Annotated in this window: 14 protein-coding genes and 1 pseudogene; 9 read left to right on the top strand and 6 right to left on the bottom strand. The window is 67.1% G+C overall.

Annotated features, from left to right (window positions below; genetic code table 11):
- Positions 1-120: 120 nt before the first annotated feature.
- Positions 121-975 (top strand): LysR substrate-binding domain-containing protein, encoded by an 855-nt coding sequence (locus LXX_RS06375; RefSeq protein WP_011186122.1) that lies wholly within the window; start codon positions 121-123, stop codon positions 973-975.
- A gap of 37 nt (positions 976-1012) precedes the next feature.
- A complete protein-coding gene (nadE, locus tag LXX_RS06370) occupies positions 1013-1852 on the top strand; it encodes an ammonia-dependent NAD(+) synthetase (RefSeq protein ID WP_011186121.1) in 840 nt (279 codons plus the stop codon).
- Positions 1853-1872: 20 nt separating this feature from the next.
- Here nadE and LXX_RS06365 read toward each other — a convergent pair whose 3' ends face one another.
- Positions 1873-2538, bottom strand: coding sequence for a hypothetical protein (locus LXX_RS06365; RefSeq protein ID WP_011186120.1), 666 nt, complete (start codon positions 2536-2538; stop codon positions 1873-1875).
- Between the two features lie 155 nt (positions 2539-2693).
- Here LXX_RS06365 and LXX_RS06360 point away from each other — a divergent pair, with 155 nt between their 5' ends.
- The 6 genes and pseudogenes from LXX_RS06360 (at position 2694) to LXX_RS06335 (ending at position 7127) form a co-directional block, all read left to right on the top strand.
- Positions 2694-3362, top strand: coding sequence for a glycosyltransferase family 2 protein (locus LXX_RS06360; protein ID WP_041767533.1), 669 nt, complete (start codon positions 2694-2696; stop codon positions 3360-3362).
- Positions 3323-3691: a hypothetical protein gene (locus LXX_RS06355; RefSeq protein ID WP_041767532.1), complete on the top strand. Its 369-nt coding sequence runs from the start codon at positions 3323-3325 to the stop codon at positions 3689-3691. Before LXX_RS06360 ends, LXX_RS06355 begins: the two co-directional genes overlap by 40 nt.
- Before the next feature lie 185 nt (positions 3692-3876).
- Positions 3877-4317: a single-stranded DNA-binding protein gene (locus tag LXX_RS06350; protein WP_011186118.1), complete on the top strand. Its 441-nt coding sequence runs from the start codon at positions 3877-3879 to the stop codon at positions 4315-4317.
- 10 nt (positions 4318-4327) lie between these two features.
- Positions 4328-4819 carry a DUF6993 domain-containing protein gene (locus LXX_RS06345; RefSeq protein WP_141692924.1) on the top strand — a complete coding sequence of 164 codons (492 nt, stop codon included), beginning with the start codon at positions 4328-4330 and terminating at the stop codon, positions 4817-4819.
- A 129-nt stretch (positions 4820-4948) separates the two neighbouring features.
- Complete coding sequence (gene ettA / locus LXX_RS06340; RefSeq protein WP_041767531.1) at positions 4949-6631, top strand: energy-dependent translational throttle protein EttA; 1683 nt, start codon at positions 4949-4951, stop codon at positions 6629-6631.
- Positions 6632-6641: 10 nt separating this feature from the next.
- A pseudogene (locus LXX_RS06335) lies at positions 6642-7127 on the top strand (acyl-CoA thioesterase).
- A 22-nt stretch (positions 7128-7149) separates the two neighbouring features.
- Here the strand turns inward: LXX_RS06335 and LXX_RS06330 are convergent.
- From LXX_RS06330 to LXX_RS06320, 3 genes are all read right to left on the bottom strand, one after another.
- Positions 7150-7659 (bottom strand): DUF2231 domain-containing protein, encoded by a 510-nt coding sequence (locus tag LXX_RS06330; RefSeq protein WP_011186113.1) that lies wholly within the window; start codon positions 7657-7659, stop codon positions 7150-7152.
- A 15-nt stretch (positions 7660-7674) separates the two neighbouring features.
- Positions 7675-7956 (bottom strand): Rieske (2Fe-2S) protein, encoded by a 282-nt coding sequence (locus tag LXX_RS15515; RefSeq protein ID WP_223227601.1) that lies wholly within the window; start codon positions 7954-7956, stop codon positions 7675-7677.
- Between the two features lie 463 nt (positions 7957-8419).
- A complete protein-coding gene (locus LXX_RS06320; RefSeq protein ID WP_011186112.1) occupies positions 8420-9289 on the bottom strand; it encodes an acyl-CoA thioesterase in 870 nt (289 codons plus the stop codon).
- A 39-nt stretch (positions 9290-9328) separates the two neighbouring features.
- Here LXX_RS06320 and LXX_RS06315 point away from each other — a divergent pair, with 39 nt between their 5' ends.
- On the top strand, positions 9329-10021 hold the full coding sequence (locus LXX_RS06315) for a hypothetical protein (RefSeq protein ID WP_041767530.1): 693 nt from the start codon (positions 9329-9331) through the stop codon (positions 10019-10021).
- 246 nt (positions 10022-10267) lie between these two features.
- On the opposite strand, the gene LXX_RS06310 is transcribed toward LXX_RS06315, so the two are convergent.
- Positions 10268-11503 (bottom strand): beta-ketoacyl-[acyl-carrier-protein] synthase family protein, encoded by a 1236-nt coding sequence (locus LXX_RS06310; protein WP_041767529.1) that lies wholly within the window; start codon positions 11501-11503, stop codon positions 10268-10270.
- 108 nt (positions 11504-11611) lie between these two features.
- Complete coding sequence (locus tag LXX_RS06305) at positions 11612-11863, bottom strand: acyl carrier protein (protein WP_011186109.1); 252 nt, start codon at positions 11861-11863, stop codon at positions 11612-11614.
- Positions 11864-11884: the final 21 nt, after the last annotated feature.

Raw genomic sequence — 11884 nt, 5'->3', positions numbered from 1 at the left:
TTGCGTTCCTGGTTCCGTATGGACATGCGTTGAGTTCTGACTTCCAACCTAAGAAATCCGCGATATTGTTGCAGCGAATTCAACCTATAACTCCCATTGATTTTCTGAATGGATGGTGAGATGTTCGATCCGGTCCTCCTTCGCACCTTCCTGGCCGTCGCCGATCTGCGCAGCTTCACGCGCGCGGCGGGCCGGCTTGGGATCAGCCAGCCGACGGTCAGCCAGCATGTCCGCCGCCTGGAAGAAGCGGCCAAACGGCAGCTCGTCGCGCGGGACACGCGCGAGGTCCGGCTGACGGACAACGGGGATGCGATGGCCGGTTTCGCCCGCACTATCTTGGCCGCGCATGCCGAGGCCGATCGCTATTTCAGCGGTTCGGCGATGCGCGGCCGGTTGCGGTTCGGCGCCGCCGACGATCTGGCGATCACGACGCTGCCTCGCATCCTTCGCCATTTCCGGCAGCAGAACCCGCAGGTCAACCTGGAGCTGACCGTGGACCAGTCGGTTCCGCTGCACCGCCGCCTGAAAGCCGGCCAGCTCGATCTCATCTTCATCAAGCAGAACCCCGGCACGACCGAGGGAACCGTCGTCGCGACGGACGAGCTGGTGTGGATGGGTCAGGAGAAGACCGCGCTGGAACCCGGGCAGCCGATCCCCTTGATCGTCTACCAGGGACCGAGCCTCAGCCGTCAGATCACCATCGACGCGCTGGAGTCGGCCGGGCGCACCTGGCGGATCACCTGCAACACACGTGAGGTGAACGGCGTGCTCGCGGCCGTGCGCGCGGGTCTGGGAGTGGTGGTCTTCCCCCGCTCGCTGATCCCGACCGACCTCATCAAAGTCACCAACCGCTTCGAGCTCCCGGAGCTCGGCCACGTCGACTTCACGCTGCTGTCGAATCCCTCCGCCGCGCGCGAGCCGGTGCATGCCCTCACCACTGCCATCCTCGCCCGAGCCGTCACCCGCGTCCTCTGACCGCGCTCGCGGGCCAGCGAGGGGCTACTCTGGCCCCATGCGCGATCTCCAGGCCAGAATCATCCACGAGCTGAATGTCAGAGCGACCATCGACCCCGCCGCCGAAGTGGTCGAGCGGGTGGATTTCCTCGTCCGGTACGTCAGAGCGGCCGGGGCCTCCGGCTTCGTGCTCGGCGTCAGCGGCGGACAGGATTCGTCGCTGGCTGGCCGGCTCTGCCAACTGGCCGTCGAGCGGCTGGCTGAGCAGGGCGTGGCGGCGGAGTTCATCGCGGTCCGGCTGCCCTATGCCGTGCAGAACGACGAAGACGACGCGCAGCTCGCCCTCAGCTTCATCCGCCCCGAGCGTACGGTCGCCGTCAACATCCAGCGGGGGGTCGAGGGCGTCGGGAACGAATACCGGGATGCGTTGGGCGAGGATATGACCGACTTCGCCAAGGGCAATGTGAAAGCCCGCGTCCGCATGGTCGCCCAGTACGCCATCGCCGGTCAGCGTCGCCTGCTCGTCGTCGGAACCGACCACGCCGCCGAGGCCGTCACCGGTTTCTACACGAAGTACGGTGACGGTGGAGCGGACCTGCTTCCCCTGAGCGGGCTCAGCAAGCGCCAGGGCCGCGCCCTGTTGCAGCATCTCGGCGCCCCGGCGCGCCTCTACGAGAAGGCCCCGACCGCGGACCTCCTCGACCAGAGCCCCGGTCAGACGGACGAGGCCAATCTGGGCCTCCGCTACAGCGACATCGACGACTTTCTCGAAGGAAAGGATGTCGCCGAGAAGGTCGCTATCGCAATCGAGGCCCGGTACCTCGCGACCGAGCACAAGCGGCGCGTCCCGGCGAGCATGTTCGACGACTGGTGGACCGGTGGCGGCTTCGGCCGATGAACGCAGCGCCCGGCCACCGCTTATGCCGCGGGCTGGTCCCGTTGCGGCGTCGGCGCGGTGTCGCCCTTGTCACTCGATGCCGCCGCCGTGAACGGGGCGGCCGGTGCGGTCGCGGTGCTCGCGTACAGATCGTGGTGCTGCTGGGCGACCCAGGCATCCTGTTTCGCCATCAGAGATTGCTCGGTCTGGACCGTATCGAAACGCCAGCGTTCGAGGTCGCTCTGGAAAATCTTGCGCGCACGGCCCGGTTTGTTCTGCCACTCGATGAGCCGGTCGCGGAATTCGGCGATCGCCGGGTCGAGCTGGTAGCCGAACGTGGCCGAGGCCCGCTTCATCTCGGCCAGCTGGTGCGCGGACCAGTTCGCAGCGACGCTCGCGCCTTTCAGCGGGAGCAGACGGACCAGGATGTCCGCCTGGCCGACGGCGCGGTCGGAGAGCACCTGCTCGCCCGGCGTCAGCGAATTCCACACCGACGCTTCGGTGGCCGCGTCGATCAGCGCTGCGATGGCGCTCGCCTTCTGCTGGCGGTCGGTCTGGCGGAGGAGTCCTTTGAGAGCGCTGCGGCCGATCCACGCGGCCAGCAGTCCGGAGACGGTCAGCGTGATCGCGAGGACTGCGGCAGAGAAGATCGCCGGCCGAGCGGCCGGGGAGAGAAGCCAAGCGACGAAGTCATTCCACCAGTGCATGCCGCGATGCTAACCTCGCCGCGGATGTCTGTCCGGCAGCTCGACCGCTGTGTCGCACATCCGTTCTCGATTTACAAAAGACGCGCCGAATCTGAAATATTCATGGCTACCCGCTAGCGGGTGAGCACGACCCTCGTCCGCAGGCAGGAGCCGCTATGACTTTCCTCGCCCGTCGCCCCGATGTGACCATCGCCATCCCGATGTACTGTGCCGGTCATTACCTCGAACAGTGTTTGCGCAGCATCGCCGTCCAGACTTCGGGCACCCGGGGGATAGAGGTCCTCTGCGTGGACGACGGCTCTCCCGACGACACCGTCGAGATCGCAACGCGCCTGATGACGGAGCTCGGCCTCCGCGGCGAGGTCTGGAGTCACCCGCACACTGGCACTCCCGCGGCCGCGCGCAACGAAGGTCTCGACGCCGCGAAGGGCCGGTACCTCTACTTCGTCGATGTGGACGACTATCTCGGCCCGGATGCGATCCGCTCGATGCTCTCCCTGGGCCGCCGGGGACGCGCGGACATCATCGCCGGCAAATACGTCGGCGTCGGACGGGGCGCGCCGCAGCACATGTTCCGGGAGACTCGCGCGCGCACGGACCTCACGCGGACCTCCGTCCTCGACTCAATGAGCGTCCTGAAGATGTACCGCACCGGCTACGCCCGCTCGCTCGGCTACCGCTTCAATCCGGACCTCGTCATGGCCGAGGACCATCCGTTCGCGATGGCGGCGTATGTGCGGACGGATCGCATCTCTATCCAGGCGTCGACCGACTGTTCTACTGGGTGCGTCACACCTCGCCGCACGGCGCCGCTCAGCACCTGACCGGCCATGTGCATCCGGTGGACTCCTTCTACGCGTACTTCTCCGAGGTTTTCGAGGTGCTGCGGGACACGCCTTCGGCGAGTCGGTCCCGGGCGCGCTACGCCCACCGGAAGTACTGGAATCGCCTGTTTTCGTTCGACATCCCGACCGAGATGCGGCGCAAACGGGATGCAGCCGGCCGGCGCGCGTCGATCACCAAGGCCCGATCGATCATGCAAGAGAACGGTGGCGAGGAGACCGAGGGGCTCTCGGCGAAAGCCTTGACGATGCAGGCAGCGCTGCAGCGGGGGGATGTGGCGTCGGTGGAGCTGGCGGCCCGGCCGGACTGATCCGTTCCGGGTGGCCGATCCGTCACACGATGCCTTGCCCCTGACCCGGGTCGCCTCTGCGTCCTCCCCAGCCGGACCGAATCCGCCTCTTCTCCACAGACCTTCGCTCGCCCCCGCGTGGAGCGTGGTCTCGGGCCAGTCTGGAGTCAGCACCCGCACCGAGCGGCTGCCGGAGGAGGAACGCAATGACCGATAACCTGGCCGTCCGCGGAATCGTCGCGACGGAGCCGAGGCACCTGACGTCGGAGGGCGGCATCCCGATCACGAGTTTCCGGCTCGTGAGCACGCGCCGGCGCTTCAATCGCAAGACATCCTCCTGGAAAGACCGCGAGAGCAATTGGTACACGGTGTCGGCGTTCCGCCGGCTTGCGGTGAGCGCGGCTGCGTGCGTGGCGAAAGGCGATCCGGAGGTCGTGTGCGGGAGGCTCAGCATCCGCGAGTGGATGGGCGAGAAGCACGGCGTGACGGTGGAGATCGAGGCGGACGCGATTGGGCACGATCTGGCTTGGGGGAGGAGCGTGTTCTCGCGGACGGTGGTGGAGCTGTCCCTGGACGGCGGGAGAGCGGAGAGAGCCTCTCCGTCTCCGGAGGGCATTCCCGTCGATTCCCCAGGCGCCGGCCCTTAGGATGCGAGATATGACGCGCCCGATCGCTCTCACCCGGACCGCCATCGTTTCGGCTTCGCTCGCTCTGGGGCTCTCCGTGCTCCTCGCTGGCTGCGCCCCGCAGCCGGCTTCCCCGGCGGGATCGGTGGGCCAGGCCCAGGGCGCCACCCCCGTGCCGAGCGCCGCGCCCACGCTTGTCCCCGGTGGAACAGCGGAACAGAACCTGCCGTTCTTCGACCACATCAACCGCGCGACCCTGGCGGCGAATCCCGAGGCGAAGGGGCGCGATTTCATCGATGCGCTCGTCGCCGCCGGTTTCGCGAAGGCGGACATGCAGGTCACCGTGGACACGACGACGATCGGCCTCAAGGCGAACTCCATCCAGTTCTCGGTCAAGCTGGGCGACTCATGCCTGATCGGACAGAACGGAGCCGATGCCGGCGGGTACAACAGCACGGTCGCGGCGCCCATCCCGCCGACCGGGGCCTGCTTGGTCGGGCAGACTCGCGCGATCGACTGGTAGGCGTGATCGCCGGGTGAGCGCGATCCGCCCCCACGAGGGATCGGCCGGCGTCCGAGCGTACTCGGTATCCTCGTACGGAGCTTAGACACGAATCCGTTCGTGCCCAGGAACAGGAGTTGAGGGAGAAGAGTGGCCGAATACATTTACTCGATGGTGCGCGCGCGCAAGGCGGTCGGCGACAAAGTGATCCTCGACGATGTCACGATGGCTTTCCTGCCCGGGGCCAAGATCGGCGTCGTCGGGCCCAACGGTGCCGGTAAGTCCACGATCCTGAAGATCATGGCCGGGCTTGACACACCCTCCAACGGCGAAGCGAAGCTCACGCCCGGGTACTCGGTCGGCATCCTCATGCAGGAGCCGGAACTGGACGAGAACAAGACGGTCCTGGAGAACGTTCAGGAGGGTGTCGGCGAGATCAAGGGCAAGATCGACCGCTTCAACGAGATTTCGGGGCTGCTGGCAGACCCCGACGCCGACTTCGACACACTGCTGGACGAGATGGGCACACTCCAGGAGCAGATCGACGCCGCCGACGCGTGGGACCTCGACTCCCAGCTCGAGCAGGCGATGGATGCGTTGCGCTGCCCGCCGGGGGACTGGCCGGTGAACACCCTCTCCGGCGGTGAGAAGCGCCGCGTCGCACTCTGCAAGCTCCTCCTCCAGAAGCCCGACCTTCTCCTCCTCGACGAGCCTACTAACCACCTGGACGCCGAGAGCGTCCTGTGGCTGGAACAGCACCTGGCGAAGTACCACGGCGCCGTTCTCGCTGTGACCCACGACCGGTACTTCCTCGACCACGTGGCCGAGTGGATCGCCGAGGTCGACAGCGGCCACCTGTATCCGTACGAGGGCAACTACTCCACCTACCTCGAGAAGAAGCGGGAGCGCCTGGAGGTTCAGGGCAAGAAGGACGCGAAGCTCGCCAAGCGGTTGTCCGAAGAGCTCGACTGGGTCCGCAGCAACGCGAAGGGCCGTCAGGCCAAGTCCAAGGCCCGTCTGGCCCGGTACGAGGAGATGGAGGCGGAGGCCGAGCGCACCCGGAAGCTCGACTTCGAGGAGATCCAGATCCCGCCGGGACCGCGTCTCGGCCAGATCGTGATCGATGCGAAGAACCTGCGGAAGGGCTTCGGCGAGCGCGTTTTGATCGACGGGCTGACTTTCACTCTCCCGCGCAACGGCATTGTCGGCGTCATCGGCCCGAACGGTGTCGGAAAGACGACACTGTTCAAGACGATCGTCGGGCTGGAGCCGCTCGATGGCGGTGAGCTCAAGGTCGGCGAGACCGTGCAGATCTCTTACGTCGACCAGACCCGCGGCGGCATCGACCCGAACAAGAACGTCTGGGAGGTCGTCTCCGACGGTCTCGACTACATCCAGGTCGGCAAGACCGAGGTGCCCTCACGCGCCTATGTCTCCACCTTCGGGTTCAAGGGACCGGACCAGCAGAAGAAGTCTGGCGTCCTCTCCGGTGGTGAGCGCAACCGCCTCAATCTGGCGCTGACGCTCAAACAGGGCGGCAACCTCCTCCTCCTCGACGAGCCGACGAACGACCTGGATGTCGAGACGCTGTCGAGCCTGGAAAACGCACTGCTCGAGTTCCCCGGCTGCGCGGTGGTCATCACCCACGACCGGTGGTTCCTCGACCGGATCGCGACCCACATCCTCGCCTACGAAGGCACCGAGGAGAACCCGGCCGACTGGCACTGGTTCGAGGGGAACTTCGAGGCGTACGAGGAGAACAAGATCCAGCGCCTCGGCCCGGACGCGACCAAGCCCCACCGTTCCGCGTATCGCAAACTCACCCGTGACTGAGACGACCGGGATGCGACTGCACGTTCCGATCAAACTCCGCTGGAGCGACCTCGACGCCTATGGTCATGTCAACAACGCCGAGATGCTGCGCCTCCTCGAGCAGGCGCGCATCGAGGCGTTCTGGCTGACCGAGGACCAGACCGGCAGCGGCTAGGCAGTCGGGGGATCGACCGCCATCCTCGACGGCCGGCCGGGGGCGGACACGCTCACGCTGATCGCACGGCAGGAGATCGAGTACCTCGCGCCCCTCCCGTACCTGCGTCAGTCGCTGGACGTTCAGCTCTGGCTCGGCCGTCTGGGCGGTGCGAGCCTCGATGTCTGCTACGAGGTCTGGTCGCCGGAGGGCGTGGAGCCGCGGACGCTGTTCTCGCGTGCCGTGACCACGATCGTGCTGGTGGAGACGGCCAGCCAACGCCCGCGGCGGATCGACGACCGCGAGCGCGCGGAGCGGACGCCCTACCTGGGCGAGCCCGTCGCGTTCACCGAGCGCGGCTGACCGGCCCGCCGGTCCTGTCCGCTCAGGGCGTCGGCGTGGCCGGTAGCGGTGTCGGGCTGAACGAGTTCTCCCAGATTGCCCGCGAACCGGCCTCGCCGATCAGGATCATCTCCACCGTCGAGCCGATCGCGAGTCCGAGCGCGATCGCGGCGAGCACCACGGTCGCCGCCCGGCGCACGGCCACCGGGGGTCGTCTCGGCGAGCCCTCCCGGTCGAAGAAGGAGAACCACGACCATTGCACGGCGGCGAACACGAACACTGCGATGACACACGGGTAGAGCATCCGTCCGAGCGCCGCGTGCTGTTCGATCAGCGGTGTCGACGGCACACGCTTCTGAAGCCACTCGCCGGCGTCTGTGACGATCGGCACCAGGACCATGTTGAGCAGGGCGAGTAGCGGTGTCACGATGCCCAGTCGGCGCCGGGCGGCCGGCCAGATCGGCACGAGAACAGTGCAGATCGCAGCCAGCGGCACGAGCACGACAACGAAATGGACCAGAAGCGGGTGCAGGGGGAGCCCGTTGATTTCCACGCCGTGACCTCCTGACTAGGCGGTGACCGTGACCGTGTCGCCCGAAACGGACGCCGTGAGCTTCTTGATGGGATCGCGTGCCGGTCCTCTCAGGGCATCGCCGGTGCTGGCGTCGAAGCGCGAGCCATGGCACGGGCAATCGAATTCTTTGCCCTTGGGGGCGACCGTGCAGCCCTGGTGGGTGCAGACCGCGCTGAACGCGATCACGTTCCCGGCGGTCGGCTGCGAGACGACGACCGGTGTGGAGCCGATGGAGGCGGACACCGCGCCCCCGACCGGGATGGCGGACAGCGCCACCGTGGTCGTTCCGCCAGAGCCTCCCGTTCCTTTCGTTTCTCCGGAACCGGAACCCGATCCCGAGTCGCCTTCTGTGGTTCCGGTGGTGCAGGCGGCGAGCAGGAGCGTGCCCGCGCCGGCAGCGGTTGCGCCGCCGATCTACATGAGGGCGCGGCGAATGAACGGAGTCGAGTCGGACATGGTGTTCCCTTCGGCATATGGAATGTCGTTCTTACCGTATCCACAGCAGCTCTCCCGGAAAGGTTCATCCGGTGTGTATGAACCTTTTCATAGCCGATTCCGTGAGAATCAGGAGGGGCGGGAATATGAGGTCGTACCGAGCGCGCTGAGCGCCGACCTCGTTCTGACGAGTGAGACCTGGGCGCCCATATCGATTCGCGTTGCCGTTGCACCCGCCCGGTGGCGACGGCCGCACCTGGACCGATGGCCAGATCGTGCTGCTACGCAGCGCGATCGAGTGAGATCACTCGATCGCCACCCGGATCGTCGCCTCCTGGGCGACGCTCGCCACGAGCCGTCCATCGCGGCTGTAGATCCGCCCGAGGGCGAGTCCGCGACCGCCGCTGGCGCTCGGTGACTCCTGCGCGTACAGCAGCCACTCGTCCACACGCGCTGGCCGGTGCCACCACATCGCGTGGTCGAGGCTCGCGGCCTTGAGGCCGGGCGTCGCCCAGGCGATGCCGTGGCGGCGCAGGATCGACTCCATGATCGTGTAGTCGCTGGCGTAGGCCAGCGCGGCCGTGTGCAGCGTCGGGTCGTCCGGCAGGTCGCCGACCGCGCGGAACCACACTGCTTGGTGCGCGACGTGCTCGCCTTCGACGCTCAGGTACACCGGCGAGGTGATGTGACGGGTGTCGAATGGACGCTGGCTGCTCCAGTACTGGGCGACCGGGTGCTGCGTCTCCTCCAGCGTTTCGGCCGAGCCCGGCAGCGTCTCGGGATCAGGCACCCCCTCGGGCATCCCGACCTGGTGCTCCAGACCGGCGTCCTCGGTCTGGAAGGACGCGATCATCGACAGGATGGGCAGCCCGTTCTGGTGTGCCTGCGTGCGCCGCGTCGAGAACGAGCGGCCGTCGTGGATGCGGTCCACGGAGAAGGTGATCGGCAAGCCGACGTCGCCCGGACGCAGGAAGTAGCCGTGCATCGAGTGGATGGGGCGTTCGCCGGAGACGGTCCGGCTCGCCGCCACGATCGACTGCGCGAGCACCTGACCGCCGAAGACACGTCCACGCGGCATCCACTGCGAGAGCCCGGTGAAGACATCCTCGTTGGTGCGGGCGCCGGCGTCCGTCAGATCGAGTGCGGCCAGCAGGGATGCGAGGCGCTCGGTCACTGTTCCTCCGTCCGGTTTCTCTAGTAGCTTAGAGGGCAGATGAGCCAGTCGTTTTCTCTCCAAGACAGCCTCGCCGCCCTCGACCTGCAGACCTATCTGTCGCGGGCCGCCCGTGTCGAGGAGGGTTCTGCGCGTCTGATCGCGGGATCGGGTGTGCTCGCGGTGTACACCGCGAGCCTCTACCCCCGCGGGCTGCTCGACCAGACTCCGACCGTGCTGGGCCTGCGCACGTTCGTCACTGCTCCGGAGGTGTCCTTCGACGCGGTCGTGCCGATCCGTTCCCTCCTCGACCGGGTCGCGCGCGTGGGCGAAGCTGCGGACGCGGCGGGTGCGGACGGAACGGGTGAGCCCATAGAAATCCAATTGCCCCTGGAAGTGTCCACCGTCACCTGGGTGGGGATCTCCCCGCCCCGCGGCGGCTGGCGCAAAGTCGGTGAGACGAGCGCTGCCTTGCTGGCGGAGACCGCCCGTGCCGGTATCGCCGAGGTCGCGGACGCGCTCCCGCCGGGCACGGGCGAGTCGCTGGTTCAGCGGGTCCGCGCCGAGGTGTGGGGCCGCGAGATCAAAGGACTCGAGTACGTGCCCGCTGGCGCCGCGTTCGCCGCGGAGAGCCTTGGTTTCCTCGCCGTCGACGAGGAGGTCAGCATCCTGGAGACCGGCCCCTGGACCCGGCTTAGCACCAAGCGCGGTCACACCCTTATCCGTCGCCAGGCTTGGACCCTGCGCCTCTGACCCGCCCTCCTGCGCCGACGAGACCGGAGGACATCCCGCCGGTCGTGAGCTGAACCTCCGGGACTTGGACTGAGATGTTCACTTCTGGCTCTTGGGGGTCGTTCGTTTGGATGGGTGTAGTTCGTTAACTTGCTGCGTGACCCGCTACGACCTCACTTGGCCAGTCCAACAAACCGAGCCAGGTCAGCTCGGCCGGGAACTCCTCCCTTTCTCGCGTTTCCGATCTGAGGGGAATGTCCAGTGCGCTCAGACCGAGCGGATGGCGACGACGGCGTTGTGGCCGCCGAAGCCGAACGAGTTGCTGATGGCGAGCTGCGGACCGTTGCCGAGCGGCTGGGACTCGCCCGAGACCTGCAACGGGATGGCCGGGTCCATCTCCGTGATGTTGATCGTCGGCGGGGCGATGCGATCGCGCAGCGCGAGGACGGTGAACACAGCTTCCAGCGCACCGGTTCCGCCGAGCAAATGGCCCGTTGACGCTTTGGTGGCGGAGACCGGGACACTGTGGACGCGGTCGCCGAAGACCTCGCGCAGAGCCACATACTCCGACGGGTCGCCGACCGGCGTGCTCGTCGCGTGCGCATTGATGTGCGTCACCTCATCGGGCGAGGCGCCCGCCTGCTCCAGCGCCATCCGCACAGCCCGGCTGGCGCCGCGGCCCTCGGGGTCGTTCGCGGTGATGTGGTACGAATCCGCCGTTACACCGCCGCCGACGACTTCCGCGTAGATACGGGCGCCGCGGGCGAACGCATGCTTCTCGGTCTCGAGCACGAGGCTCGCCGCGCCCTCGCCCATCACGAAGCCGTCCCGGTCGATACTATAGGGCCGGGAAGCGGTGGCGGGGTCGTCGTTGCGGCGCGAGAGGGCCTGCATGGAGGCGAACGACGCGAGCGTGATCGGGTGGATGGCCGACTCGCTGCCGCCGGTGATCACGATGTCGGCCAGCCCGGCCTGCAAGTGCTCGTAAGCGTTGACGAGCGACTCGGTGCTCGACGCGCAGGCGGAAGCGACGGTGCGGGCGAACGCGCGCGCCTCGAAGTGCATGGAGACGGCGGCTGCGGCCGCATTCGGCATGAGCATCGGGACGGTCATCGGCAGAACACGGCGTGGCCCGCGCTCGCGCAGCGTGTCCCAGGCGTCCAGCAGGGTCCACACGCCGCCGATGCCCGTGGCGTAGTCGACGCCGAGGCGTTCCGGGGCCACCCGGGGGGAGCCCGCATCGGCCCAGGCCTCCATCGCGGAGACCAGCGCAAACTGGCTGGAAGGGTCCAGCCGCTTCGCGACCGGGCGCTCGAGCACGGCGGACGGCCGTACCTTGGCTTCGGCGGCGAAGGTGATCGGCAGTTCCAGCTCGGTGACCCAGTCGTGGGTGAGCGAACGGGCTCCGGACTCGCCGGCCAGCAGCGCGGCCCAGCTTTCCGGAGCGGTGCCACCGAGCGGCGAGGACGCTCCGAGCCCGGTGATCACGATCTTCTTGGTCATAACGGCAACTCCGTGTAGTAGGAACATCGGCGCATCGCAAGCGCCGCCGCCCGCGCGGGCGGAGCGGTGTCACGCCGCCCGCGCGAGAGAAGTTTCTTCTTGCGGCGCTTAGGCGTCCTGCGCCTTGACGATGAACTCGACGGCGTCGCCAACGGTCTTGAGGTTCTTGACCTCCTCGTCCGGGATCTTGACGTCGAACTTGTCCTCGGCATTGACCACGATGGTCATCATCGAGATGGAGTCGATGTCGAGGTCGTCGGTAAACGACTTGTCCAACTCAACCGTTTCGGTCGCGATTCCAGTCTCGTCGTTGATGAGCTCGGCCAGGCCGGTAAGAACTTCTTCGGTGGACAATGCCATAATGTTTTCTCCTTGAGGGAT

It is taken from the genome of Leifsonia xyli subsp. xyli str. CTCB07 (genome assembly GCF_000007665.1).
Lineage (GTDB): Bacteria > Actinomycetota > Actinomycetes > Actinomycetales > Microbacteriaceae > Leifsonia > Leifsonia xyli_C.
The sequence above is the reverse complement of the archived record's forward strand: the minus strand, read 5'-3'. Positions and strand labels throughout refer to the sequence as shown.